At 52.1% G+C, this 23,186-nt stretch carries 30 protein-coding genes and 6 pseudogenes; 25 read left to right on the top strand and 11 right to left on the bottom strand.

Annotated features, from left to right (window positions below; all coding sequences use genetic code 11):
- Nucleotides 1-86: 86 nt before the first annotated feature.
- The gene (locus RJD28_14680; GenBank protein WNV57461.1) at nucleotides 87-782 is read right to left on the bottom strand and encodes a Crp/Fnr family transcriptional regulator; all 696 of its coding nucleotides are present in this window, start codon (nucleotides 780-782) and stop codon (nucleotides 87-89) included.
- Nucleotides 783-895: 113 nt separating this feature from the next.
- Between RJD28_14680 and RJD28_14675 the strand changes: the two are divergent.
- The 5 genes and pseudogenes from RJD28_14675 to RJD28_14655 all read left to right on the top strand — a co-directional run bounded on the left by RJD28_14675 (nucleotide 896) and on the right by RJD28_14655 (nucleotide 3,631).
- Nucleotides 896-1,261, top strand: a pseudogene (locus tag RJD28_14675) (ferredoxin).
- A gap of 33 nt (nucleotides 1,262-1,294) precedes the next feature.
- Nucleotides 1,295-1,450: a rubredoxin gene (locus RJD28_14670; GenBank protein ID WNV57460.1), complete on the top strand. Its 156-nt coding sequence runs from the start codon at nucleotides 1,295-1,297 to the stop codon at nucleotides 1,448-1,450.
- Between the two features lie 25 nt (nucleotides 1,451-1,475).
- Complete coding sequence (locus RJD28_14665) at nucleotides 1,476-1,733, top strand: DUF2249 domain-containing protein (protein WNV57459.1); 258 nt, start codon at nucleotides 1,476-1,478, stop codon at nucleotides 1,731-1,733.
- 4 nt (nucleotides 1,734-1,737) lie between these two features.
- Nucleotides 1,738-2,430, top strand: coding sequence for a DUF2249 domain-containing protein (locus RJD28_14660; GenBank protein WNV57458.1), 693 nt, complete (start codon nucleotides 1,738-1,740; stop codon nucleotides 2,428-2,430).
- 19 nt (nucleotides 2,431-2,449) lie between these two features.
- The gene (locus tag RJD28_14655; protein WNV57457.1) at nucleotides 2,450-3,631 is read left to right on the top strand and encodes an FprA family A-type flavoprotein; all 1,182 of its coding nucleotides are present in this window, start codon (nucleotides 2,450-2,452) and stop codon (nucleotides 3,629-3,631) included.
- A gap of 264 nt (nucleotides 3,632-3,895) precedes the next feature.
- On the opposite strand, the gene RJD28_14650 is transcribed toward RJD28_14655, so the two are convergent.
- The 3 genes from RJD28_14650 to RJD28_14640 are packed head-to-tail and all read right to left on the bottom strand — an operon-like array spanning nucleotide 3,896 to nucleotide 5,076.
- Entirely contained in the window at nucleotides 3,896-4,216 is a 321-nt protein-coding gene (locus RJD28_14650; GenBank protein WNV57456.1) for a thioredoxin domain-containing protein, read from the bottom strand.
- A gap of 12 nt (nucleotides 4,217-4,228) precedes the next feature.
- On the bottom strand, nucleotides 4,229-4,651 hold the full coding sequence (locus tag RJD28_14645) for an Rrf2 family transcriptional regulator (GenBank protein ID WNV57455.1): 423 nt from the start codon (nucleotides 4,649-4,651) through the stop codon (nucleotides 4,229-4,231).
- Complete coding sequence (locus RJD28_14640; protein ID WNV57454.1) at nucleotides 4,648-5,076, bottom strand: rhodanese-like domain-containing protein; 429 nt, start codon at nucleotides 5,074-5,076, stop codon at nucleotides 4,648-4,650. The genes RJD28_14645 and RJD28_14640 overlap by 4 nt, the downstream gene beginning before the upstream one ends.
- Before the next feature lie 196 nt (nucleotides 5,077-5,272).
- Here RJD28_14640 and RJD28_14635 point away from each other — a divergent pair, with 196 nt between their 5' ends.
- From RJD28_14635 to RJD28_14555, 17 genes and pseudogenes are all read left to right on the top strand, one after another.
- Nucleotides 5,273-5,452 carry a transcriptional repressor gene (locus tag RJD28_14635; protein ID WNV59677.1) on the top strand — a complete coding sequence of 60 codons (180 nt, stop codon included), beginning with the start codon at nucleotides 5,273-5,275 and terminating at the stop codon, nucleotides 5,450-5,452.
- On the top strand, nucleotides 5,446-5,958 hold the full coding sequence (locus tag RJD28_14630) for a ferritin (protein ID WNV59641.1): 513 nt from the start codon (nucleotides 5,446-5,448) through the stop codon (nucleotides 5,956-5,958). Before RJD28_14635 ends, RJD28_14630 begins: the two co-directional genes overlap by 7 nt.
- A 124-nt stretch (nucleotides 5,959-6,082) precedes the next feature.
- Entirely contained in the window at nucleotides 6,083-6,241 is a 159-nt protein-coding gene (locus RJD28_14625; GenBank protein WNV57453.1) for a nitrous oxide-stimulated promoter family protein, read from the top strand.
- A 68-nt stretch (nucleotides 6,242-6,309) separates the two neighbouring features.
- The gene (locus RJD28_14620) at nucleotides 6,310-6,924 is read left to right on the top strand and encodes a class I SAM-dependent methyltransferase (GenBank protein WNV57452.1); all 615 of its coding nucleotides are present in this window, start codon (nucleotides 6,310-6,312) and stop codon (nucleotides 6,922-6,924) included.
- Between the two features lies 1 nt (nucleotide 6,925).
- Nucleotides 6,926-7,534 (top strand): methyltransferase domain-containing protein, encoded by a 609-nt coding sequence (locus RJD28_14615; GenBank protein WNV57451.1) that lies wholly within the window; start codon nucleotides 6,926-6,928, stop codon nucleotides 7,532-7,534.
- A 9-nt stretch (nucleotides 7,535-7,543) separates the two neighbouring features.
- Nucleotides 7,544-7,753 (top strand): annotated as a pseudogene (locus RJD28_14610) (MBL fold metallo-hydrolase).
- A 195-nt stretch (nucleotides 7,754-7,948) separates the two neighbouring features.
- The gene (locus tag RJD28_14605; protein ID WNV57450.1) at nucleotides 7,949-8,191 is read left to right on the top strand and encodes a hypothetical protein; all 243 of its coding nucleotides are present in this window, start codon (nucleotides 7,949-7,951) and stop codon (nucleotides 8,189-8,191) included.
- Between the two features lie 14 nt (nucleotides 8,192-8,205).
- Nucleotides 8,206-8,607, top strand: coding sequence for a hypothetical protein (locus RJD28_14600; GenBank protein WNV57449.1), 402 nt, complete (start codon nucleotides 8,206-8,208; stop codon nucleotides 8,605-8,607).
- Between the two features lie 14 nt (nucleotides 8,608-8,621).
- Entirely contained in the window at nucleotides 8,622-9,464 is an 843-nt protein-coding gene (locus RJD28_14595; protein ID WNV57448.1) for a class I SAM-dependent methyltransferase, read from the top strand.
- Nucleotides 9,461-10,387 carry a 2-dehydropantoate 2-reductase N-terminal domain-containing protein gene (locus RJD28_14590; protein WNV57447.1) on the top strand — a complete coding sequence of 309 codons (927 nt, stop codon included), beginning with the start codon at nucleotides 9,461-9,463 and terminating at the stop codon, nucleotides 10,385-10,387. The genes RJD28_14595 and RJD28_14590 overlap by 4 nt, the downstream gene beginning before the upstream one ends.
- Entirely contained in the window at nucleotides 10,320-10,697 is a 378-nt protein-coding gene (locus RJD28_14585; GenBank protein WNV57446.1) for an L-2-amino-thiazoline-4-carboxylic acid hydrolase, read from the top strand. The genes RJD28_14590 and RJD28_14585 overlap by 68 nt, the downstream gene beginning before the upstream one ends.
- Before the next feature lie 42 nt (nucleotides 10,698-10,739).
- A pseudogene (locus RJD28_14580) lies at nucleotides 10,740-12,512 on the top strand (ABC transporter ATP-binding protein).
- Between the two features lie 3 nt (nucleotides 12,513-12,515).
- The gene (locus RJD28_14575) at nucleotides 12,516-14,252 is read left to right on the top strand and encodes an ABC transporter ATP-binding protein (GenBank protein WNV57445.1); all 1,737 of its coding nucleotides are present in this window, start codon (nucleotides 12,516-12,518) and stop codon (nucleotides 14,250-14,252) included.
- A 53-nt stretch (nucleotides 14,253-14,305) separates the two neighbouring features.
- Nucleotides 14,306-14,641 carry a hypothetical protein gene (locus RJD28_14570; GenBank protein ID WNV57444.1) on the top strand — a complete coding sequence of 112 codons (336 nt, stop codon included), beginning with the start codon at nucleotides 14,306-14,308 and terminating at the stop codon, nucleotides 14,639-14,641.
- Between the two features lie 140 nt (nucleotides 14,642-14,781).
- Nucleotides 14,782-15,271 (top strand): annotated as a pseudogene (locus RJD28_14565) (hypothetical protein).
- 232 nt (nucleotides 15,272-15,503) lie between these two features.
- A pseudogene (locus RJD28_14560) lies at nucleotides 15,504-15,602 on the top strand (Maff2 family protein).
- Nucleotides 15,603-15,748: 146 nt separating this feature from the next.
- Nucleotides 15,749-16,960 (top strand): ATP-binding protein, encoded by a 1,212-nt coding sequence (locus RJD28_14555; GenBank protein ID WNV57443.1) that lies wholly within the window; start codon nucleotides 15,749-15,751, stop codon nucleotides 16,958-16,960.
- Between the two features lie 66 nt (nucleotides 16,961-17,026).
- Here the strand turns inward: RJD28_14555 and RJD28_14550 are convergent, their stop codons facing one another.
- The gene (locus tag RJD28_14550; GenBank protein ID WNV57442.1) at nucleotides 17,027-17,593 is read right to left on the bottom strand and encodes a flavin reductase family protein; all 567 of its coding nucleotides are present in this window, start codon (nucleotides 17,591-17,593) and stop codon (nucleotides 17,027-17,029) included.
- A 119-nt stretch (nucleotides 17,594-17,712) separates the two neighbouring features.
- Between RJD28_14550 and RJD28_14545 the strand changes: the two genes are divergently transcribed.
- The 3 genes and pseudogenes from RJD28_14545 to RJD28_14535 all read left to right on the top strand — a co-directional run bounded on the left by RJD28_14545 (nucleotide 17,713) and on the right by RJD28_14535 (nucleotide 18,906).
- Nucleotides 17,713-18,051: a helix-turn-helix domain-containing protein gene (locus RJD28_14545; protein ID WNV57441.1), complete on the top strand. Its 339-nt coding sequence runs from the start codon at nucleotides 17,713-17,715 to the stop codon at nucleotides 18,049-18,051.
- Nucleotides 18,052-18,128: 77 nt separating this feature from the next.
- A complete protein-coding gene (locus RJD28_14540) occupies nucleotides 18,129-18,524 on the top strand; it encodes a pyridoxamine 5'-phosphate oxidase family protein (protein ID WNV57440.1) in 396 nt (131 codons plus the stop codon).
- 115 nt (nucleotides 18,525-18,639) lie between these two features.
- Nucleotides 18,640-18,906 (top strand): annotated as a pseudogene (locus tag RJD28_14535) (LysR family transcriptional regulator).
- On the opposite strand, the gene RJD28_14530 reads toward RJD28_14535, so the two are convergent.
- The 6 genes from RJD28_14530 to RJD28_14505 form a co-directional block, all read right to left on the bottom strand.
- A complete protein-coding gene (locus tag RJD28_14530) occupies nucleotides 18,887-19,111 on the bottom strand; it encodes a helix-turn-helix transcriptional regulator (protein WNV59640.1) in 225 nt (74 codons plus the stop codon). The pseudogene RJD28_14535 and the gene RJD28_14530 overlap by 20 nt on opposite strands.
- Before the next feature lie 524 nt (nucleotides 19,112-19,635).
- Nucleotides 19,636-19,914: a hypothetical protein gene (locus RJD28_14525; GenBank protein ID WNV59639.1), complete on the bottom strand. Its 279-nt coding sequence runs from the start codon at nucleotides 19,912-19,914 to the stop codon at nucleotides 19,636-19,638.
- Nucleotides 19,915-20,123: 209 nt separating this feature from the next.
- Nucleotides 20,124-20,387, bottom strand: coding sequence for a hypothetical protein (locus tag RJD28_14520; GenBank protein ID WNV57439.1), 264 nt, complete (start codon nucleotides 20,385-20,387; stop codon nucleotides 20,124-20,126).
- A 563-nt stretch (nucleotides 20,388-20,950) separates the two neighbouring features.
- Complete coding sequence (locus RJD28_14515) at nucleotides 20,951-21,955, bottom strand: hypothetical protein (GenBank protein ID WNV57438.1); 1,005 nt, start codon at nucleotides 21,953-21,955, stop codon at nucleotides 20,951-20,953.
- Nucleotides 21,939-22,121: a hypothetical protein gene (locus RJD28_14510; GenBank protein WNV57437.1), complete on the bottom strand. Its 183-nt coding sequence runs from the start codon at nucleotides 22,119-22,121 to the stop codon at nucleotides 21,939-21,941. Before RJD28_14510 ends, RJD28_14515 begins: the two co-directional genes overlap by 17 nt.
- 184 nt (nucleotides 22,122-22,305) lie before the next feature.
- Nucleotides 22,306-23,106 carry a helix-turn-helix transcriptional regulator gene (locus RJD28_14505; protein WNV57436.1) on the bottom strand — a complete coding sequence of 267 codons (801 nt, stop codon included), beginning with the start codon at nucleotides 23,104-23,106 and terminating at the stop codon, nucleotides 22,306-22,308.
- Between the last annotated feature and the right edge of the window lie 80 nt (nucleotides 23,107-23,186).

Genomic DNA, 23,186 nt, shown 5'->3' with positions numbered 1-23,186 from the left:
TAGCTGCTTCTTCCATCTGCAAAACCCCGACGCTCCGTGGCTGACGGGGGTTATCCGCACTTGCCAATACGCCCAAAGAGGACTCCTTAACGCGCAGAAGGAAAGGGACGGTCAGTTTCCGGCGTTTTGAGAAGGAAATGGCTTTTGTGAAAGTCGAGCAGGCCCTCATCCCGCATTTTTCCAAGTTCCAGCGACAGCCCGCTGCGCTCTACGCCGAGATAATCCGCAAGCTGCTGGCGGGAGAACGGAATGTCGAATTCATAGCCGCCCCGGCGCTGCGCCTCACCGGAAAAATAGGACAGCAGCTTGGCCCGTGTCGTGCGCTGGCCCATGTGGGTGAGTTTTTCGTTGAGCCGCAGGTTTTTCTCCGCTAACTCGCCCAGCAGGTTGTGAATGATCTGGCTATGGTGGGAGCAGGCGGAGGGGCACACGCTCAAAACACGCCTTATGTGTAGAAACATCACCGTCATCGCGCTCTCCGCCTCTACGCTCACGTTCAGCACCGCTCCCGGCGCACAGGCGAACACCTCCGCGAAGGTCTGCCCCGGCCCGGTCTTGGAGAGGATGTTGCGGTTTCCCCAGATATCCTCCTGCACGATGAGGGCGCTGCCCGCCAGCACGAGACCCACCTCCTCCACCGACTCCCCGGCGCGGAGCAGGCGGGAGCCTTTGGGAAAGGTGCCGATCCTCGCCCCAAGGCAGGAGAGCATAGCGGCAAGCTCCTCATCGGAAATGCCGGAGAAAAGCACCGCCGTATGGAGCACCGGAAAAAATTCTTTCATAAAAAGGCCTCTTTCGTTGAAAATTCAACCGACTTGTTGCTTTTAGTATAGTACAATGAGCGCACAAAAGCAACAGGAGGACCGAACATGAAACGCCGCAAGCCCAGCAGACGAGCCGCCTTTCCCAGTGGCCGGTGCAGATCAAGCTGGTGCCGGTAAACGCCCCGTATTTTGACGGGGCGCGGCTGCTGATCGCCGCCGACTGCACCGCCTACGCTTACGCCGCCTTCCACGAGCGGTTCATCAAGGGACACATCACGCTGGTGGGCTGTCCCAAGCTGGACAGCGTGGACTATGCCGAAAAGCTGACGGAGATCATCCGGGAAAACGACATCAAGAGCGTTACCGTCGTCCGCATGGAGGTACCCTGCTGCTGCGGGCTGGAGCTGGCGGCGAAAAAGGCACTCCAGCAGAGCGGGAAGTTCATCCCGTGGCAGGTGGTCACCGTGACGGTGGACGGCCGGCTGGTGGAAGAATAACAAAATCATTAGAAAAAGAAAGGAAGAAGCACAATGAAGTATGTATGCACCGTTTGCGGTTGGGAGTACGACGAGGGCGTGGGGTATCCCGAGGGCGGCATCGCGCCGGGAACGCCATGGAGCGAGGTGCCGGAGGATTTTGAATGCCCCCTGTGCGGCGTGGGTAAGGATTCCTTTGAAGAGGCGTGAGCTTTCTGCAAGAGAGGCAAAGACTATGAGTTATGAAAACTGGAAGGACAAAATCGGCACATTTGAAGTGATGGACGTGCGGGGCAAAAAGATGGACTTCTTCCCCGCATTGAAGGCAAAGGCTGCCGCGCTGAAAAACGGCGAAGGACTGCATATCATCCAGACCTTCGAGCCTGTCCCCCTGTACCCGGTGCTGGCCCTTATGGGCTTTGCGCATCACACGGAGAAGGTGAGCGGCAGCGAATATCATATTTGGTTTTATCGAGTGAAGAAAGGAGAATAACCGCATGAGCTACGAAAACTGGAAGAATAAGGCGCAGGGGTTTCAGACGGTGGATGTGCGCCATATACAGGGCAGCTTCTTTGAAGGGCTGAAGAAAAGAGCCGAGGCGTTGGAGGTGGGCGAAGGATTGCACATCATCCAGACCTTTGAGCCGCATCCACTGTACGCTGTCATGGAGGGCTTGGGCTACGAGCACCACACCGAGCAGCGGAGTGAGGCGGAGTTCCATGTCTGGTTCTGCCGCACAGAGAAGAAGGAAGGCGACAGCTCCGCTCCCTTCAAGCCGCTGGCTCTTTTGAACTATCCCATGATCGATGAAAAGCTGGGGCAGATCGCCGTGGATTTTTGGGAGACCACATGGCAGAGCGAGAAGCGCGTACTGCCCTACGAAACGCGGCTGCTGCTGTCCCTGACCAACGCTGTCGGTGCGGGCCGGATGAGGCAGGCGGCGCGGGAGCTGGTAAAGGCATATATCCACGGTGTGGAGAGCGCCGCGTTGGACGATGTGTTCGAGCTGCTGGCATGGAATCAGGGCATCGGCTTTTTCAGCAGCGAGATCGGCCCCTCGGCGCTGTTTCAGGCGTACAAGCTCATTAAAAACGGTGAGAAGCAGGGCAAGTCCCGGGAGGATATCTGCAGTGCGCTGCGCGAGAAATTCGGGGAGAAGAACCCAGAGATGCAGGTCCTGAACAGATGATAAGGAGTTGTTTTGTATTATGAACATTCAAACGGTAACAGATGCCATCCGCTATGTAGGGGTGGATGATAACACATTGGCACTCTTTGAAAACCAGTACCCCGTCCAGCCTATGGGAGTGAGCTACAACTCCTATGTCATTCTGGACGAGAAAATCGCCGTGATGGACAGCGTGGACGCACGGGCGGCGGAAGAATGGCTTTCCAATGTGGCGCGGGTGTTGGAGGGGCGCAGCCCCGACTATCTTGTGGTCACACACATGGAGCCGGATCATTCCGGCAGCCTCATGCGGCTGGCACAAAAGTACCCGGAGATGAAGATCGTGGGAAACGCGAAAACATTTACCCTGATCAAGCAGTTCTTCGGCACAGGTGCATTGTCGGAAGACCGTATGCTGGAGGTTGGCGAAAGAGATACGCTTTCCTTGGGTTTGCACCGGCTGTGCTTTCTGCTGGCGCCGATGGTACACTGGCCGGAGGTGATGGCAGCATATGAAGAGGAGGAAAAAATCCTGTTCTCGGCGGATGCCTTTGGCCGCTTCGGTTCACTGGAACGGACTGCCCGTGCCCCCTGGGCGCCGCAGGCCCGGCGGTATTATTACAACATCGTCGGAAAGTATGGCGCACAGGTGCAGGTGCTGCTGAAAAAAATCTCCGCGCTGGAGATCAAAACGATCTGCCTGCTCCATGGCCCCATGCTCACAGAAGACTTGGGGGAGTATCTGCGGCTCTATGATCTCTGGTCACAATGGAAACCGGAAGAACCGGAGGGCATCCTGATCGTCCACGCGTCCATCCATGGAAATACCGCATATGCATCGGAGGCCCTCAAGAGCAAGCTGGAGGGAAAAGGTGCGCAAGTCACCATGTGCGATCTGACGGCAACAGACCTTTCCTATGCCGTGACCAGCGCATTCTACTGTGGGAAACTGGTGTTGGCCTGCTCCACCTATGACGGAGGACTGTTCCCGCCTATGAAGGCCTTTTTGGATCATTTACAGACAAAGGGATTCCGAAACCGCCGGATCGGCCTCATGGAAAACGGCTCATGGGCCCCTGCTGCCGCGCGGCTGATGCGTGCCGAGTTGGAAAAGATGAAGGAACTCCGACTGTGTGAAACAGAGGTATTGCTGCGCGGCGCACTGAACCAAACCAGCGAAGCGCAGATGGACGCTCTGGTGGCGGAGCTCTGCGCGGAGTAGGCGGCGAGTCTGGCTTCGTCCGGCCGCCCGATGCCTCAAAAGCAAAACATCGTCGCTGATTTATTTAGACAACAATATGGCGTTGAGTGATGCCGAAGCTTTGAAAATGGATCGAAGTGCAGCCGCAGAGAATATCTGCGGCTGCACTTTTTGCATTTTGACCATGGTGCAAACGGATGGCTTTGACCGTTGCCCTCGGTTTCTAAGGAGACACGAAGTGTGCTACATGGAAGCGTATCATAGATCTGCTCCATAGCCACGCCCTCACTGCGCCAGCGTTTCCCGGATAAATGTCTCAATGGCGGCTTTGGAGCCGGGCGCTACCACAGAGCCGATCACCTCGCCGCTCTTAAAGAGCATCAGCGTGGGGATGGTGTCTATGCCGAAACGCTCGATGAGCTGCGGCTCCTCGTCGTAGTTGATCTTGCCGGCGATGAGCGTGTCGGCGTACTGCTCCCCCACCTTGTCGAAGGCCGGGGCAATACGGCGGCAGTAGGGGCACCACTGGGCCCAGAAATCCACCAGCACGGGCTTGTCCGCGTGCAGGACGTCATTTTCAAAGCTGTTGGTCGTAATGGTAAGCATCGTAAAATCCTTCTATTTCTGCGTGAAAAGCTGTCTTTCAATATCCGTGATCGTAATGTGCGAGAGATAGGCGGCGCATTCCTCATTCATGCTCCAGTACAGCGCATCCATCACGCCCGCCATGCCGGAGCAGATGGCGCAGTCCCGGTCAATGTCGCCGCTGTGCCACGCGCAGTCCACAAAGCGGGTATTCACCGCCTCTGCCACCTGCCGGAGAGAAAGGGTTGCGGGGTCTGCCGTCAGGCGGTAGCCGCCGTCCAAGCCCTCCCGGGTCTCCACCATTCCCGCCTTTTTCAGCCCCGCCATCACCCGGCGGACGCGGGTGGGATTGGTGCAGATGTTCTCCGCCAGCGCTTCGCTGCTGAGGGAGCGTCCACTGTGGCTCAGGCAGACCAGCGCATGGACGGCCAGATTAAAAGAACCGTCCACAATCATCCCTCCTTCACAAGCTCGTAGGGCCAGTCGATGACGCCGCCGAAGTCGTAGACGCTCTGATACCCCAGCGCCAGCAGCTTTTGTGCAGCATCCTTGCTGCGGCGGCCGCTGCGGCAGTAGATCAGCAGCGTCGCCTCCTTATCGGGCAGCGTCTCGGGCATTTCGCTCCCGATGCTCTCGTTGGGCACAAGGACGGCGTTTTCAATATGCCCGCCATCGTATTCCTCCCGGGTGCGGACATCCACCACCACGACCTCCTGCGAGACCATCATCTCATAGGCTTTCTCGGCGCTGATCTTATGATACGCCGCCTTGCCGGGAGCGTCCTCTTCTGTCGGCACCGGCTTGTCCTTGGTTCCCCCGCAGCTCACCAGAAGCAGTGCAAGCACGGCGGCAAGTGCCGCGAAAAGCAATATCTGACGCATAATCAACCTCCAATGCAACTGTGTTTGCTGCTGATACAGTTTATACTGAAATATAACAGATACAGTTAAAACTGTCAAGGTACTTCGAGGCAGCTTTTGGAGCACAAGCCCTTTGTGGTTGTTGACAGAGAAAAAAATATAGATATAATAAAAGCAAAAGAATAAGGCTCATTCTTGCATTTGGAGGGTTGGCGGTATGCCAAAATACGCAGAGGAGATATTGGCCGCCGTAACGGAGCTGCAACAGCATCCCACGGCGGAGCAGGTGTTCCTGGAGATGAAAAGGGAGCATCCCAGCATCGCTCTGGGTACGGTATATCTGCCCCGCCTGCCGGGAGCAGGAAAAAGACAATCTTATGGAGGAGAAGTATCATGAACGCTAACGTATCTAAGCTGCTCAACGAGCAGATCAATAAGGAGTTCTACTCCGCCTATCTGTATCTGGACTTTGCCAACTACTACGCCGCCGTCGGACTGGACGGCTTTGAGAACTGGTACCGGGTACAGGCGCAGGAGGAACGGGATCACGCCATACTGTTTTATCAGTATTTACAGAATAACGGCGAGGGCGTCACCTTTGAGGCTATCGCAAAGCCGGAGTGGGAACGAGTCGACCACATGGCCCCGCTGAAAAAGGCACTGGAGCACGAGAAGCTGGTCACCGCCAGCATCGATGCCATCTACGCCGCCGCATACGAGGTCAGGGACTTCCGCACCATGCAGATGCTGGACTGGTTCATCAAGGAACAGGGCGAGGAGGAGAAGAACGCCGCCGACCTCATTACCAAGATGGAGCTGTTCGGCGGTGACAGCAAGGGGCTGTATATGCTAAACAGCGAGCTGAAGGCACGGGTCTACACCGCGCCCTCGCTGGTGCTGTAAGCCCCGCGCGTCTGCGGGCTTTCGCATCAGGCAAAAGGCAGACTGCATACAGGTGGCCTGCCTTTTCTTCCACCAGATGGTTATAGGAGACTAACTGCGTATAAAACAGAAAGGACTTCAGAACTTGAACAAGGAAAAGGGGATCGAAACCGTTACCCTCATGGTGCGCCGGTATTGTTGTGGCGTGCATGGGACAAGGGGCGAGGCGCTTTGTCCGGCGTGCAATGCACTGCTGGAATACGCCAGAGAGCGGCGGGACAGATGCCTGCACGGGAAAATTTAGCGGCACTTTGAATCCTTTCCGAGAGGCACAATGCGGCAAAAAATAAAGAAGAGATAAGGGCAACGGCTATGAAAGAACGAAAGACCTTCTGGGACAAAAATGCCGGTCGTTACGACCGCTTTATGCGAAAGGATCGGGCGGCATACGAAGAGATGTATAAGCTGATCCGGCCGGTGGTGAAAGCCAAAACGGTGCTGGAGCTGGCGACCGGCACGGGACTGATTGCAAAGCACATTGTGAACGCGGCAACGCACATCGAGGCGACGGATGCCTCCGCGGAGATGATTGCCGAGGCCAAGCGTGATAACCGCTCTGCCAAGCTGCACTTTTCCGTGCAGGATATGTTCCGCCTGCCCTATGCGGATAAGTCCTTTGATGTGGTGATCGTGTCCAATGCGCTGCACATCGTGCCGCAGCCGGAAAAAGCCCTGCAAGAAATCAAGCGGGTGCTGAAAGAGGACGGCGTGCTCATCGCGCCGACCTTCACCCACGCGGGGAACTCGTTTCCCGGCAAGGTCAAAGCCTTTTTCATGAATCTGGCAGGCTTTCCTCTCCACAGCAAGTGGACGAGTGAAGAATACCTAAAATTTCTGCAACAGAATGATTGGACAGTGCGAAAAAGTGTTGTTCTAAAGGCCTCTTTTCCGCTGACCTATACGGAATGTGTGAAATCGGAGGTGTGATATGTCCTTCTTTGAAAACACCCGCAAGCCCGTAGGCTTTAGCGGGAAGATCATGGTTGCTATGATGAACTTTGGGCACAGCGCAATGGCAGCGTGGGGATTGCATTTTTTGCAGCCTGCCCCGGATGCCATGGTGCTGGACTGCGGCTGCGGCGGTGGAGCGAACATCAAAACGCTGCTGAAGCTGTGTCCCAAGGGCAAGGTGCAGGGCATCGACTATTCGGCAGTCAGTGTAGAAAAAGCGCGAAAGGTCAATGCAGGTGCCATTGCAGCAGGGCAGTGTACTGTGCAGCAGGCAAGTGTAGCAGAGTTGCCGTTTGAAGCGGAGCAGTTTGATGTAGTGACCGCATTTGAAACGGTCTATTTCTGGCCGGAGCTTGCGCAAAATTTCAGAGAGGTCTATCGGGTGCTGAAGCCCGGCGGGACTTTTTTCATCTGTAACGAAGCAAACGGCGAAACAGCAAAAGACGACAAATGGACGCGAATCATTAACGGTATGACCATCTATACGGATGCTGATCTGAAAGTGTATCTGGAGCAAGCAGACTTTGGCAGGGTTCAGAGTCACAAAAATAAAAAGGGCTGGCTGTGCGTCACAGCACAGAAATGAGGTGCAATCATGTCGAAAAAAGCAACGGAATTTCAAAGAAAAGCAATGAGCCGGATGTACCGGGTCAGGGAGATCTTTAAGCCTTTGAACACCGGCTGGATCGATGAAAATGTCGCTTGTGTGCGAGAGTGGGTGGCAAATATCTTCTTCTACCGCAAGGGCGATACCACCATTATGATTGATGCCGGATACAACTATGACCGTCTGGCGGAGAAAATGAGCTGTGCTCGCCTTTCAAAAAAGAGCCCACACCCCCAATGCGCTTTACGATGCCTATGATGAATCTGACGATACCGAAGAAAAAGCAAAGAGCGGGTACTTGAAAGGTGTGGGAAGATAAAAAGGCTGTGAATTTCAGAACAGTTCCGATGCTTTTGCTGCTGCCGGATACTTACTGCCGTGGGGGATATGCAGATGAAATACTTTGAATTTGGGCAAGAAAATCCAGAACTGATGGTCATGCTGCCCGGAGGCGGCGTATGCTATCGCGGGGCAATACCCATAGCAGAGGAGATCAAGACCCGTATGCAAGGGAGCATCCCGAATACCGGGACGAAAACGGATACAGGAGGAACAGGGAATGCTCTTACAGGTGATTCTGGAAGGTCTTGGGTTGGGAGTTCTGCTGGTTCTGATCTGCGCTGCGGGCATCCGTAAGGGGGGTTGTTGGGATGGTGCATCTTTACAGCCCGGCGGTGCAGCAGCGGTGCGTAAAACTGGGGCTTACAAGCCCGGAACGCATCCGACGCAACAGCCTGCTGTTCAAAGCCGTCTGCGTCCCCGGCTATATCAGCTATGTGTTGGTCTGTGTCTATGGGATAAACGGTGCGCGCAGCTTTGCGGCGGGCTTCTGGCAGCTGCTGGTCATCTTATCCGTTATGAATCTCATTGACCGTTTTTTGATCGATGGTTACTGGGTGGGGCACACGAACGCATGGACGATCCCCGGAACAGAGGATCTGAAGCCCTACATTACTGCCAAAAACAAGCAGAAAAAGTGGCCATTCGGCACGGTGGGCATGGCAGTCATAGCGATGGTGCTGGCGGTAATGATGACTATTTTTACTCACTGAGGGAGGAACAACCTATGAAATACAAAATCGAGAAAAACACCGTGCAGGAGACATTGATCCTCCCGCTGTATTCCCGGAAGCTGTGTACGGAGTTGTATCCGAACCTTTACCGGGACGAAACGGCGGTGCGTCTGATCGACCAGATCGACTACGACTTTTCAGAGGCAGAGAAAAATTCCCGCAGCCTGATGCAGCGTTTCGGGGCGCTGGAGGTCGCCATGCGGCAGAATGACCTTGCCTTTGAAGTGCAGGCGTACCTGAAAAACCACCCCTGCGCGGCAGTGGTCAATCTGGGCTGTGGGCTGGATAACACCGGCAAAGCCTGCGACAACGGCAGCTGTAAAATCTACAATCTGGATTTCTCGGATGTGATTGCCCTGCGGCAGCAGCTGCTGCCCGCCGGGGAGCGGGAGCAAAATATCCCCTGCAACCTGAAAGACCTCGCATGGTTTGACAAGATCGATGCCTCCGGCGGGGCGGTGTTCTTTGCCTCCGGGGTGTTCTATTACTTCCTGACGGAGCAGGTTCGGGAACTGGTGCAGTGGATGGCGGACGCTTTCCCCGGCGGAGTGCTGGTCTTTGATGCTGCCAACCGTACGGCGGTGAAGATGATCGCCAAAACGTGGCTCAGGACGGCGAAAATCAAGGATGTAGGGGCATATTTCGCGGTTTCGGATGCTCCCAAGGAGATTGGCGAGTGGGACAGCCGGTTACGGGTATCCAGCAGGGGCTATATGATGGGCTACAACGACCTGAAAGACCCTTCCGTCAGCGGCTTTTTCCGATTTCTCGCCAAGGTCGGGGACAACGGGATGAAAATGCAGATCGTGAAGATCGGATTTGGAGGTAAGCTATGAAAATTCTGGTATATGGTGCAGGCGTTCTGGGGTGCAATCTGGCAAGAAATCTGCTGCGCGCCGGAAAGGATGTCACTCTGCTTGCGCGGGGAAACTGGGCTGCGGAGATCAAGCAGAACGGCCTGCGGATCAAGGACAAATTTTCGCTCCGCACCTCGGTCAGCCGCATTCCGGTGGTGACTGAACTTGCACCGGATGCAATGTACGATGTGATCTTTGTGGTCCTGCGCTATACACAGCTGGATTCCGTTCTGGACACGCTGCGGGCGAACCGGACGAAGAACATCGTTTTTGTGGGGAACAATGTGCAGGCGAGGGCGCTGGCGGCGGCGCTGCCGGGGAAGAATGTCCTGTTTGCCTTTGCGCTTTCTGCGGGGCATCGGGAGGCTGACCGGGTGGTCTCCATCGACCTGAAGAAGATCACCATCGGGCAGCTGACGGGTGCAACCTCCAATAAACAGTTGATCGGGCGCATCTTCCACGGCACAAAATATAAGGTTGTTTACGAGCCGAACATGGAGGACTATCTGCTCTGCCATGCCGCGTTTGTGATGCCTGCGGCCTTCGCCTGCTATAAGACAGATGGCGACCTGAAAAAGCTCAGGGGAGATACCGCGTACCTGAACCGTGTGCTGGATGCCAACATCGAGGGATATCGCGCCATCCGAGATGCCGGGCACACCATTCTGCCCAAGGAGGATGCAGACTTTGAAGGGGAGAAATACCGCAAGACCTGCCTGCGCTTTTTCAAGCTGATGTGTGCCACCTCGCTGGGCAAGCTCTGCGCCTCCGACCATGCCATGAACGCCATCGACGAAATGAGTGCGCTGAACCGGGATCTTAAGAAATTTTTCGATGAACATGGCACAGTCTACCCGGTATGGCAGGCACTGGAAGCGGAAGCCGGGAGGTATCTGCAATGAAATACGCTGGAATGCCCTTTGGGATGTGGGCGCTGTTTGCCGGTTCCTTTCAAAAGCAGCCGACCGCAACCCCTATTCGTGGAACATGGAGTTTTACGAATACCCGGATGGCAGCGGCTACGAGGGACGCTTTACTAAATGCGGCATCTGTGTGCTGATGGAGGAGCTGGGTCTGTACGACCTGCCCCCTGCCCTGTGCCATCTGGACTACACCATGAGCGAAGCGGGCGGTGTGACCGAATTTGTGCGGCAGTACACCCTTGCCTCCGGCGGACCCTACTGCGACTGCGGGTACAAAAAGAAAGGGTAACGCTGCGATTTTTGCATAATTTTTTTTGAAGGAGGTTCTTTCGTGAAAAAACAGTCCGATCTTTCCCGGTTGATGGGTTATGCCGGGAACTACCGATATTTTACCTATGCCTCGTGGGTGCTGTCTGCGGTCAGCGCACTGGTGGCACTGGTGCCCTTTGTGTACATCTGGAAGATCCTGCGGGATGTGCTGGCTGTCGCACCTGACTATGCGCAGGCGGTGAACATCCCTCATTACGGCTGGATGGCAGTGTTATTCGCAGTACTGTCTTACCTTATTTACATTGCGGCGCTGATGTGCTCCCATCTGTCGGCGTTCCGGGTGGCGACGAATCTGCGGCTGGCAGTGTCGGAGCATCTGGCGGTGCTCCCACTGGGCTTTGCCGAGAATTTCGGCAGCGGTAAGCTGCGCAAGATCATCCACGAGAGCACCGGAGCCGCCGAGACCTATCTTGCCCACCAGCTGCCCGACCAGTACAACGCCATTGCCACCCCGGTGGGGCTGCTGGTGCTGCTGTTGGCGTTCGACTGGAGGTTGGGGCTGCTGAGCCTTGCGCCGGTGGTGCTGGCTTTCCTCATTATGGCGACCATGACCGGCAAGCGGATGGTCGAAAAAAATGCGGCAGTACGGAAACGCCTTGGAGGCCATGTCCAATGAGGCAGTGGAATACGTCCGGGGCATTCCGGTGGTCAAGACCTTCGGGCAGAGTATATTTTCCTTCAAAAAATTCAAGGCCGCCATTGATGACTACGAAAAGTGGGTCATCTCCTACACCAAAGAACTGCGCCTGCCCATGATGTTCTACACCGCCGCCGTCAACGGCGTGTTCGCCTTTTTGATTGCAGGTGGGCTGCTGTTCACGGCTCACGGCGTGACCCCGGAATTTCTGCTGAACCTGCTGTTCTATATCATCATCACGCCGGTGATCTCCCTGACTTTGACCCGCATAATGTACATGAGCGAGAACAAGATGGTGGTAGCGGATGCGCTGGCACGCATCGACTCGGTGCTGGAGGCAGCACCCATGCAGGTGCAGGTTGTTCCGCAGCACCCGCAGGATGCTTCCGTCGCGCTGCAGAACGTGCGTTTCAGCTATGACGGAAAAACCGAGGTCATCAAGGGCGTTTCGCTGGAGATCCAGCCGGGACGGACCGTGGCTTTTTGTAGGCCCTTCCGGCGGCGGAAAATCCACGCTGGCAAACCTTGTCTGCCGGTTCTTTGATGTGCAGAGCGGCAGCGTCCGGGTGGGCGGATCGGATGTGCGGGCAATCCCCAAGGAAGAGCTGATGGATACCATCTCCTTTGTGTTCCAGAACAGCCGCCTGCTCAAGGGCAGCATTCTGGATAATGTCCGTCTTGGCAGACCGCAGGCCACCGAAGCCGAGGTGCTGGCAGCGTTGAAAGCAGCGCAGTGCATGGATATTATCGAAAAGTTCCCGGAGGGCATCCATACCGTTATCGGCACCAAGGGCGTGTATCTTTCCGGCGGCGAGCAGCAGCGCATTGCCATTGCACGCGCCATGCTGAAAAATGCGCCCATCCTGATCCTGGACGAGGCCACCGCTTTTGCTGACCCGGACAATGAAGCTAAGGTGCTGGCCGCTTTTGCCCAGCTTGCCAAGGGGCAAAACGGTGCTGATGATCGCACACCGCCTGTCCACCGTCGCCAACGCCGACTGCATCTATGTGGTGCAGGATGGGCAGATTGTGGAATCCGGCACAAAGGACGAACTGTGCGCGCAGAACGGCCTGTTTGCCCAGATGTGGCAGGAGTATCAGGCGTCGGTGCAGTGGAAGGTCGCAAAGGAGGGGTAAGGAATGATCGAAAAAATTCAACACGCCACAGCCAGCTCCCCGGAGGGCGCAAAGGGGCTTGTAAAGGGCGTTCTGGCCTGTGCGTTCCAGAACATGGCGTTCATGCTGCCCACCGGGCTGCTGTATCTTCTGGTAAAAGACCTGCTGGCAGGCTCTACGAGCGGGAGAAGCACCTTTTATCTGCTGGGATGCGTTGCCTGCTTTGTGCTGATTTTGCTGACCACATGGTTCCAGTACAACGGCACCTATTTTACCACTTATAAAGAGAGCGGCACCCGCCGCCTGACCCTTGCGGAGCGGCTGCGGAAGCTGCCTCTGTCCTTTTTCGGCAAGCGAGACCTTGCCGACCTGACCAGCACCATCATGGCGGACTGCGAGGTACTGGAAAAGGACTGCTCCCACTTCATCCCAGGTCTGTTCGGCTCCCTCATCTCCACCGTGCTCATTGCCCTGAGCCTGTTCGCCTTTGAGTGGCGGATGGCACTGGCGGCTCTGTGGGTCATTCCGGTATCCGCTGCCATCGTGGTGGGCAGCTATCGGGTACAGGATAAGGTGCAGGCCAGGACCATGGCTGCGAAAATGGCCTGTGCGGACGGCATTCAGGAGTACATCGAGACTCTCCGGGACCTGAAAGCCAGCAATGCGGAGCAGCGGTATCTGTCTGGCCTTTCCGACAAAATTCGAGCAGTGGAAAAGCAGTCCATCACGGCAGAGCTGGAAACAGCGCTGTTTGTGTCCTCCGCCGGCATGGTGCTCAAGCTGGGTATTGCGTCGGTGGCGCTCACCGGTTCGGTGCTGCTGGTGCAGGGTGGCATCGACGTGCTGACTCTGTTTCTGTTCCTGATGGCGGCATCCCGGATGTACGACCCTATGCAGGGCGCGTTGCAGAATCTGGCGGCGGTCATCGCCATGCGCACCAATGTGGGGCGGATGAACGAGATTCTGGACGCTCCCCTGCAGACCGGCAGCGAGCAGCTGACCAATCAGGGCTGTGATATCGTGTTCGACCATGTGGGCTTTGCCTACAACTCCGGCGAGACGGTGCTGCGGGATGTTTCCTTTACCGCAAAGCAGGGGGAGGTCACGGCACTGGTAGGCCCCTCCGGCGGCGGCAAGACCACTGTTTCCCGGCTGGCGGCACGGTTCTGGGATTACCAGAAGGGACACATCACCGTAGGAGGTATGGAGGTTTCCCGAATCGACCCGGAAAAACTGATGAGCCTTTATTCCATTGTGTTTCAGGATGTGACCCTGTTTGACAACACGATCCTCGAAAACATCCGTCTGGGGCGCAAAGGTGCCACCGACGAGGAAGCCCTTGCGGCAGCAAAGCTGGCAAACTGCGAGGAATTTGCCGAGAAGCTGCCGGACAAGTGGAACACCAACATCGGCGAGAACGGCTGCGCCCTTTCCGGCGGAGAACGCCAGCGTATTTCCATTGCACGCGCCTTCCTGAAGGATGCGCCCATCATCCTGCTGGACGAGGCCACCGCCAGCTTGGATGTGGAAAACGAAACTGCCATTCAGGAAGCACTGTCACGACTTATCAAGGATAAAACGGTTCTCATTATTGCTCACCGAATGCGCACTGTTTCCAGTGCAGATAAGATTGTGGTGCTCAAAGATGGAGCAGTAGCAGAACAGGGATCGCCTGCACAGTTGCTGCATAAGGGCGGCATTTTTGCCCACATGGTACAGCTCCAGACTAAGAGCCAAGGCTGGTCGTTGGTTAAGGCATAACAGAGAAGGAAAGCGAAACGGTCTGAGCCCTGTGTACAGCACGGGATACAGATATGCTGGATTTGAACCTGCCAAAGCATAGTTATGTGTTTTTGCGTAAACATCTGGAGGAAGGCGTATATCAGGTTTCTGCTGTTTCTGCATCGGATGTACTGAAACGAAATACAGACTCTTTACGCTGTGCGGTCGAGAATGATGTGTTTGCCTCGCTTCCGCAGGATTCGCTTTTGAACGAGTTGGAAATGGGGGGGATTAGGTGCAATATAACTGCTGACGGCGTTGAATCTTGGTGGCTAACTTGGTGGATAGCTTGGTGGGTGTCACCATCTAAGTTATCATGGGTTTGTATGCGAGAATTGAAAGAAGATGGAGCAACCCTTGGAGGATAAGTGATATATTGAAACGTAATGATATTAAAAAGAGTGATGCTTATCAGAGCGGCTTCCTTGAGGGAACAACGCCAGCACATGAAGCGTATATGCGCTTGAAGAAAAACCTGGCTGCTTCGATCAATTAAGGAGGCGGCAGAATGAAATTAGCAAAATACAAGGCGTGTATATGTGAAGGCTCTGCCGAAGAAGCTATTATCGACATACTGGTTGATAATGATCTTCTGATTTTCAACAGAGAAGAAATGTTGGAAGAACGTGTTATCCGTTGCAGAAGTGCTAAACGATTCGAGGAGCGATACCTACGGAAAAATTTTGGATTCTCGCAGAGAGGAATTTCGATTGAGTAAAGCATATGAGCAGAAAATTGATGTGGTAAATGTCATTACTGCGCCAGAAATTGAAATGCTGATTATTCATGCGGAAGGAGCATATGATCAATTTAAGCGTTCTGAAAAAAAACCAAGCGAATTTTGTAAAACAAATCTTCGGATGCATGATGTGAAGTCGTATGATTTTGTGAAGCAGTATTTCAGTAACCCTCAGCTCTTGGTGAAAGCCATAAAAGAGTATCGCAGAACAGCAAATATCCCCAAAGGAGAATACAGCTTGTCTGATTTGCTGAGATGAACCCACTGCAATTAGATGATTCTAAACTTGCAAAGCTTAACAAACTTCGAACTATGACAGAAATGCCTGTAATCATTCTTTGATAAATATGCTGTTACGAAGTGTGTAAATCGTATATGAAAAACCCTGGCTGTTGAATTCGATGGAACGCCGTGTACGGTGAAAGCTGCATGCACGGTGTGGAGCGGGGAAAAATCCGGAGATTATATCAAAGGATTACCTATCGCTATTTGGTACAAAGTCTCAGGGCATGAAACAGCTGATGGCTGGCGGCGGTGTGGCACTGATCGGCACGACTCTGGTGCCGTTGCTTTCTGGGCTTTTCGGGTAAACGACGGTATTCTGAAGCAGAGAAGGACAGAATTCGACACAACCTAAAAAATCAATGAAAATCAGCAGGAGTTGCGGTTTGTAATCGCAACTTCTATTGATTTTTTGATGCGTTTGCGGTATTATGGAATCATGGAGGTGGTTCCTATGATAAACAGACCGCTCTACGTTGATAAGATTATGGCATACACCGACACACCTTTTGTAAAAGTGTTGACGGGTGTTCGCCGTTGCGGAAAATCCACAGTCCTTAAAATGATCATGGAGAAGCTGCAACAGGAGCATGGTGTTCCGTCTGAGAGGATTGTCAGCATGCGTTTCGATTCCATGGATTATGAGGATATGACAGCGAAGGATATGTTCAAGACTGTCAAAGAAAAGCTCAGTCCAACGGGAAGAACGTATCTCTTTCTGGATGAGGTTCAGGAAATTGAAGGCTGGGAGAAAGTAGTAAACACTTTGGCAACGGATTATGATGTTGACCTTTATGTGACAGGCTCCAATTCCAGAATGATGTCTTCAGAAATAGCGACTTACCTGACCGGACGATATGTTTCCTTCCGTATCTATACGCTTTCGTTTCAGGAATATCTGGAATTCAAAAAGCAGTATACACAGGTAAAGGATATCCATGCTGAACTGGCAGACTACATCCGCTTGGGCGGCTTCCCTGCAACGCACCTGCGAGAGTATTCACAGGATGAGGTTTATACGATTGTCCGGGATATCTATAATTCCACGATTTTCTCGGATATTGTTAAGAGAAACCAGATTCGCAAGATCGACCAGCTGGAACGAGTGGTTCGGTACACATTTGCGAATGTGGGAAATTCATTCTCGGCAAAATCAATTTCTGATTATCTGAAATCAGAGCATCGTTCTATCGACAATGAAACGGTGTACAGCTATCTGGAAAAGCTGGAGAAAGCATATCTCCTTCATCGCTGTTCTCGATACGATCTGCGCGGAAAGGAGATTCTGAAAACGCAGGAGAAGTTTTATCTTGCCGATACCGCTTTGCGTTACAGCGTGCTGGGCTACACACCGGACAGCGTCGCTTCCAGTCTGGAAAATGTGGTGTATCTGGAACTTTGCAGACGAGGATATACCGTGACGATTGGAAAAACGCCGGATGGTGAGGTCGATTTTGTGGCGCAGAAGCAGAATGACCGGTTGTATGTGCAGGTCACACAGGAGATTAAATCCGAAAAAACAGAAAAGCGCGAATATGAACGGCTGCTGGAAATCCGGGATAACTATCCGAAGTATGTTTTAAGAACCGATGAATTTGCCGGAGGCAATTACCAGGGAATCAAAAGTATGCACATTGCAGATTTTCTATTGAGCACTGAATACTAACGATGAGAGGCTGCCGCTTAATCATCTATTGTTGATGATTTTGCGACAGCCCATTTTCTGCGCACCTTACTTTTTCAGCTTTAAGCCATCTCGGAATGCTTCGCCCACACGCTCGGTGACTTTATAATAGCCGTGGGTGTAGGGGTCAAATGCGATGGCGTTGACCTTAGACATATCAATTTTTCCATCCACCATAACGCTCTCATCGGCAGTGACATTGATCACCTTGCCGATGACGCCGCATCCGTATGCATTGTTCTGATACTCGATGAACCTGCACTCCAGGCAGATCGGGAACTCGTTGATGACAGGGGCATCTACTGTTTCTGCTTTGCTGGCGGTCAGACCACTGCGGGCAAATTTATCGGCAACTTTATTGCCGGACTCTACGCCGAAATAGTCTGCTTCCACTATGTGGGCAGCATCGGCAATGCTGACGGTGAATGCTCCCCGTGCCTTGATGTTCTGTACGGTCTTGTGTGTCTCGGTGAGGTTCAGAACAACGGAGTCCCGCTCCTGCATGGTGCCCCATGCGGCGTTCATGACATTGACGCTGCCGTCCTCGTTGTAAGTTGCAACCATCAGAACCGGCATGGGGAAAATGCCTTCGGTAATTTTCAGTTTTGTTCTCATGATAACTCCTCCTTGTGATCATATTGACAGGACTGTTCATCCTGCTTATAATTATATCCACGCGAATTGTAAATTCAAGTACTGGTAATTATGACAGGTACTATCTTAGGAGAAAGTGAATGATACAGAACTATATTGAGAACGCCAATTTCGAAGATACCGGCTTTGCCTATACGTTGTCGCTGATCTCCGGCAAGCACAAGATGGTCATTCTTTACTGCCTGATGGAATTTGAGACGGTGCGATTCAATGAGTTGAAACGGTATCTGAAAACCATTTCCGACAAAACTCTCAGCACGAATCTCAAGGAGCTGGAAGCGGATAAACTGATCGTCCGCACCGAGTATCCGCAGATCCCGCCGAAGGTGGAATATACGCTTTCGGAACGAGGAAAAACGCTGATGACTGTGCTGGATCAGCTCTGTGTCTGGGGCGAGGAGAATCGACTGACAGAGTGACAACTTCCAGATTGTATAATTTTAAAATTTGAAAAAAGGAATCGTGTACGATTCTTTAGGTATTTATCTATCTTGCTTTGTTTGATGCTGATTATCCCTACATCGTTCCACTTCACTACGGATACGAATATACAGAGGGTATCTTGATTTTCTACATGCACTGCGCAAAAGAAGGGCATAAGCTGGATCTGATCAGAAGTAATCCAAATGTGTGCATTGAGGTAGAAAGTGATGTTGAGCTTATATCCGGCGGAGATGTAGCTTGCAAATACGGAGCATCATTTGCATCTGTGATTGGGCGTGGCCGTGCAGAATTAACAGAGGATGTGCAGGAGAAAATACGAGGCCTTTCGCTCTTTATGAAAAGTCAGACGGGTCGTGAATTCAATATCAATGAAGAGATGGCATCGACAGTAGAGGTCATCAAAGTTGTTATCTCAGAGTTCACAGCCAAATCAAGATCGAAAGCTTAACAGCATGAGCTTTACGTTTATGCTGATTATATGAACTGTACTGATCGGTGCAGGTACGCTGACAATGGTACTATGAGATAAATCGGGAAGTCGGAAGAATAAAAAGGATGAAGAAATGACGGTTCAACAATTAAAATATATTTTGAAGGTAGCAGAAGTTGGCTCTATTACCGAAGCGGCAAAACTGCTTTTTATATCACAGCCAAGTCTGTCCAATTCCATCAAAGAAACGGAAAAAGAGGCTGGTATCACCATTTTTCTCCGCAGTAGGACCGGAATTACGCTGGCAAAAGATGGTGCTGAATTTCTCGGTTATGCTCGTCAGGTGATACAGCAGATGGAACTGCTGGAGGATCGGTATGTTACAAAGCTTCCGGGGAAAGTGACATTTTGACGATAGACTGAAAAGCGCTTGAAAACTTTCCCTGGGTTTGGTAGCCTACCTGGGAAGCAATATCCGCGATAGTGTCATTTGTTTCCCGTAATAATTTCATAGCCTGACGCACTCGAAATTCCTTCATATAGGTGGCGATAGGCTGACCGTAGACTGCCTTGAATATCTCCTTTAGAGTGGAGGTATTTATCAAATACTGTTTGGAAAGTTCTGCAATCGTAAATCGTTGATCCAAGTGCTCTGTCAGCTGTTGATGAATTTCTTTTATCAATTCGGTTTGCTGGGAGAAGTATTGAGTCAATTCTTTATGCTCCGATTTAGGTCAGTTTACAAGGAACTACACGCAGACCACGAAACGGGGGCTGCTGACAACAAATAAAGGCTGAATATCAAGCACCGGGGAAGTGCGAGATATTCAGCCTGTTTTGTTGTCCGGGGTTTCCAAAGGGGCTTTCCCTTTGGCACACGACTTTGCTTGCAAAGTGTAGTGTGTTATACGCTCTGTCGGCGTTGCTGCGAAAATGCCGTTGCCGCCGGGGAGGGCAAGGGCATTTGAAACGGCAGGAAAACAGGGCTCTGTGATTGCGTGGCGTGGAGCTGCAAGCGCAGGACTGGTTTCATCAGCAGACAGGGCGGATATGAAAGCCCCCGTCCCTCGTCCCACGCCGGACTACGGGACAAAATGTCCCGAACCATTTTGATAAGCAAGCGTACTTGTCAACCTTTACCCTTTTTGAAAGAACCACTACCACGATAAGTGTTGACAACACAGGTAAAGACTTGTCCACAGTGTTTGCACCGTACCATGTGAACCATAATTTCATCCGCCCATCCATCTTCGGTCTCTACCTGATTCAACGGGCAAGTGGATTCTTCCTCAAGCAGTTCAAAACCGCCATTTGTCACAAGCTGTTGGATGTATTCGATACACGCCAGATAATCTTTCGGTGCGTTAAATTTCTTCCATTCCTGAATATTATGACAGTAGTCACATATTGCAACTCCCTCCATAACCAAATTTTTCTAAATTTTGAAATGGGCGGGAAGCCGTTTTAGGGCTTTCCCGCATTGATTGCCCATTAGCAAAGTCGGGCAGGACTGTCAACGGCGGCGCATGAAATACGCCGTTCATCTTGACCGTTGACTGGCTCGGCTGGCTTTGCTATTTTCCCGGTAAGTGAGAATGGGAATAGGTATGTATCATATTATTTTATCATAATCCCATCTGGCAAAATAATATCGCCATCATCTCCACTCACATCAAAAAATCCAACCTTGTGTTTTTGAGCTAAACTACGCATAAGTTCATACGCCTCGTCTGCTACCGACCAAGAAAACACAGCGTAAATTACATTATATCCAATACTGTAATCAACCATATGCAACTCCAAATTTTCATCGTCATCAAGAGCATCGTCATTTGGTGCATATTCCCCATTCATGGGCGGGAATTTTTCTTTCATTTCCATAAAGCAGATGTTTCAATTTGAAAACTTCCGTGTACGGAAGCTTCGTGCAATCAATGCACTTAATTTTTATATCACCTTATGTATGGCATTTCTGGCAATGATTTCAATGGAATCCGAAACAAGTGCAGTAAAGGTTTCAATTATAAAATCAGCAGATCCTGTAAAGAGAAAGGTATATTTCTGCTATTACCGACTGGCAAAAGGCATCCGTGGCATACTATCGTATGCAAAAGAAGGCGTCCGGCTCTGGTTTCGGACAAAACGTCCGGCATACCGTCAGATCTGCCTTAAGCTGGTCGCTTAAATAGATAAAAGAATAAGTCTTCTAAAGTCCGGTTCACGACGGGGCTTATTAAAGTGCCTCTAATCTGGAATACTGCCGTTTTTGATTCATTAAAAGCTGGCAGATTGGTGCTTTAGAAGAAGTTATTTATTTTTAAATTACATTTTGCGGAAACTCAAGGGGAGGGGCGAGGATGGCGGGGTTTCCGGACATTAACTCCGACTGTTGCAAAACGGCCCGGCTGCATGGTTCGCAGCCCGGGCCGTTCTCGTCTTTCTTTTTACAGTTTACAGATGGTTCCTGCCACCTTGTCTTTGCGCATGGCGTTGGATATAGTCGGGATAGCTCCCACCAGCAGAAAGGCATATAGCAGTACCAGACCCAGCACGTAGCTGGTCATGTCGATGACTTCCTCGGAAAGCAGGAGCGGTACCAGGCGGTAGCCGTAGAAGACGTCGGTCTCCAGTTCTCTGGCAATCATGATGGCCCAGTCCACACGGTCGCCCACGTAGGTCATGACGATCATTATCACGACGCTGATGATGATGCCCTTTTTCGTCAGCTTGCCGCCCAGCAGCTCATAGCCCTTCAGGGCGCAGACTGCCATGATGACGCCGGAAATAGCCGCCACATAGCCCAGCTGGCTCAGCAGAATGATGCTGGCTGCGCCGAGCAGGGAGCCTATGAGAGCGCCTACGACGCCACCCACCAGGTTTTCCTTCTTATTCTTCTCGTTGGCAGTGTAAGCCGCCGCATTCTGGGTTGCCTTGTCGTAACACTCATCACAGAGACAGATCGCATTGCCTGCCACGTAAGCTGCGCCGGTCTCCTTCATTTCGCCGCAGAGCTCGCATCCATTGGTGAAGCCTTCCATTCTCAGCATATTCAGAAATGCCGGAAGGGACTCCTGCAGGATGTCTTTGATCTTCTCTACCCTGGTATACCGCTTCAGGGTCATCCGGACCGTATGCTTCTCCTGCACCACGCCCATGATACCCTTATGTTCCTTGCGGAACTGTTTATCCGGTTCAAACTTCACGCCGTTCTCAGCCACACCGACTGATATGCAGACCATACCGTACTCGATACCCCTGCCAGTATCAAGACCGCTGACGCGCAATGTAAATCCGTCTTTTTCTCCATAAGCCACACAGAATTCCTCGTTAAAATGCAGGCCCAGAAACCGGGCAATCTCCGCATAACGGGCTGTTACCTTCTGTTTGCTGTCATAACATTCTCTCCTCTTATGTCTTTTTTTTGTATTTTTCCTATCTCCAGCTTTCAATGACCGCCTGCACGGTTCTCCGCCCCTGGAATTCGTTGATTTCCGGGTAGTAAAGCAGGCAGACGGTATCTTTGCTTTCTGTATAATGCAGATCGGCTTTCACATCGCCGAAGCTGATGCCCTCCAGTCGGCTGCCCTTGGCATCCTCCAGAACAGTCTTCAGCACATTGCGGTTCCTGTCCGCACGGTATTTAAATACCCGCCTATTTTAGCATGATTCATGGGGGTTGACAAGACCCAAAGCCTCTTGAGTTTCCGCAGTTTTATCCACAATGGCTTTGTTCTCTCAAAAACCATCAAATCATAACTCATATTGATAACTCCTTTCAGATTTCTTATTTATCGCTCTCTTATTTCCTCCCCCGCTGTGGGTTTGGATTTTTCAGCAAGTCCGACTTCTGTGCAATCTTTTTCAGCCACTTCTTTTCTTCTTCGGACAGCTTCTTCAAATTCAATTTGAGCCGCTTGCAGATAAATGCCAAAGCTACCTGTTCCGGGTCGCTGCCCTCTTTGGCGGTTTCCTCGGCGGTCTGCAAAAAATCTTCCAGTGGGTTATCCTCCGGGACGCTGAAAAAATCATCCTTATGTATTTCCCGCAGGTCGAAGGCTATCTTGTTTATGTCCTGCTGTATCACATAGCGGCAAAAGCTGTCATCGTCAATATGGGCGGTGACAAGCTGCCGTAGCTGCGGGTCGGTCAGGCCGGGATTGTACCGCTTCATAATCGTTGCGCTCATGGTATCCACTATGGCGTTTGCGGCCTGCACCTGCTTCACCGCCACACCGTTCACATAGATTTCAAGGTCAGCCATGAGCCGGGGGAAGTCCGGGTGCGCCGCCAGCTCACACAAGAGGGAATTATCCACCCGCCCGCTTTTCAATAGTTCAATCATATCATTACTCAAACGCAGGTCTGCAAGATCGGCGTTTGGGTGATTTTTTGTTTGGGACAGCCCCAGCAGATAATCGGCGGTCACGCCGTAAAACTTCGCCAGCTTGATAATGGCATAGTGACTGATGTCTTTGAGTTTGTCCCCCTCATAACTGCCCAACGCAGACTTGGAGAGATTGATTTCCTCCGCAAGCTGTTCCAGCGTCAGCCCACGCGCCACACGCAGGTCTTTCAATCGTTCTTGTATGGATAGTTCCATGCAATACCTCCTTGTCTGCTAAATCATATTTATTACCGGCCTATAAATAGTTATTGTCGTGAATTGTAGATCGCAAGGTC

The organism is Oscillospiraceae bacterium NTUH-002-81 (assembly GCA_032620915.1).
In the GTDB taxonomy this organism is placed as follows: Bacteria; Bacillota; Clostridia; order Lachnospirales; family Lachnospiraceae; genus JAGTTR01.
This window is presented reverse-complemented; position numbering and strand designations above follow the sequence as displayed.

Coding starts and splice junctions, on each gene's coding strand:
- RJD28_14655 (WNV57457.1), top strand. CDS start 2,450: ATGAACATTCAAACGGTAACAGATGCCATCCGCTATGTAGGGGTGGAT.
- RJD28_14605 (WNV57450.1), top strand. CDS start 7,949: ATGAAATACTTTGAATTTGGGCAAGAAAATCCAGAACTGATGGTCATG.
- RJD28_14550 (WNV57442.1), bottom strand. CDS start 17,593: ATGAGAACAAAACTGAAAATTACCGAAGGCATTTTCCCCATGCCGGTT.
- RJD28_14660 (WNV57458.1), top strand. CDS start 1,738: ATGAGCTACGAAAACTGGAAGAATAAGGCGCAGGGGTTTCAGACGGTG.
- RJD28_14570 (WNV57444.1), top strand. CDS start 14,306: ATGCTGGATTTGAACCTGCCAAAGCATAGTTATGTGTTTTTGCGTAAA.
- RJD28_14505 (WNV57436.1), bottom strand. CDS start 23,106: ATGGAACTATCCATACAAGAACGATTGAAAGACCTGCGTGTGGCGCGT.
- RJD28_14595 (WNV57448.1), top strand. CDS start 8,622: ATGAAATACAAAATCGAGAAAAACACCGTGCAGGAGACATTGATCCTC.
- RJD28_14575 (WNV57445.1), top strand. CDS start 12,516: ATGATCGAAAAAATTCAACACGCCACAGCCAGCTCCCCGGAGGGCGCA.
- RJD28_14645 (WNV57455.1), bottom strand. CDS start 4,651: ATGATTGTGGACGGTTCTTTTAATCTGGCCGTCCATGCGCTGGTCTGC.
- RJD28_14585 (WNV57446.1), top strand. CDS start 10,320: ATGAACATGGCACAGTCTACCCGGTATGGCAGGCACTGGAAGCGGAAG.
- RJD28_14635 (WNV59677.1), top strand. CDS start 5,273: ATGCCAAAATACGCAGAGGAGATATTGGCCGCCGTAACGGAGCTGCAA.
- RJD28_14665 (WNV57459.1), top strand. CDS start 1,476: ATGAGTTATGAAAACTGGAAGGACAAAATCGGCACATTTGAAGTGATG.
- RJD28_14545 (WNV57441.1), top strand. CDS start 17,713: ATGATACAGAACTATATTGAGAACGCCAATTTCGAAGATACCGGCTTT.
- RJD28_14640 (WNV57454.1), bottom strand. CDS start 5,076: ATGCGTCAGATATTGCTTTTCGCGGCACTTGCCGCCGTGCTTGCACTG.
- RJD28_14680 (WNV57461.1), bottom strand. CDS start 782: ATGAAAGAATTTTTTCCGGTGCTCCATACGGCGGTGCTTTTCTCCGGC.
- RJD28_14650 (WNV57456.1), bottom strand. CDS start 4,216: ATGCTTACCATTACGACCAACAGCTTTGAAAATGACGTCCTGCACGCG.
- RJD28_14670 (WNV57460.1), top strand. CDS start 1,295: ATGAAGTATGTATGCACCGTTTGCGGTTGGGAGTACGACGAGGGCGTG.
- RJD28_14615 (WNV57451.1), top strand. CDS start 6,926: ATGTCCTTCTTTGAAAACACCCGCAAGCCCGTAGGCTTTAGCGGGAAG.
- RJD28_14620 (WNV57452.1), top strand. CDS start 6,310: ATGAAAGAACGAAAGACCTTCTGGGACAAAAATGCCGGTCGTTACGAC.
- RJD28_14520 (WNV57439.1), bottom strand. CDS start 20,387: ATGGAAATGAAAGAAAAATTCCCGCCCATGAATGGGGAATATGCACCA.
- RJD28_14590 (WNV57447.1), top strand. CDS start 9,461: ATGAAAATTCTGGTATATGGTGCAGGCGTTCTGGGGTGCAATCTGGCA.
- RJD28_14600 (WNV57449.1), top strand. CDS start 8,206: ATGGTGCATCTTTACAGCCCGGCGGTGCAGCAGCGGTGCGTAAAACTG.
- RJD28_14555 (WNV57443.1), top strand. CDS start 15,749: ATGATAAACAGACCGCTCTACGTTGATAAGATTATGGCATACACCGAC.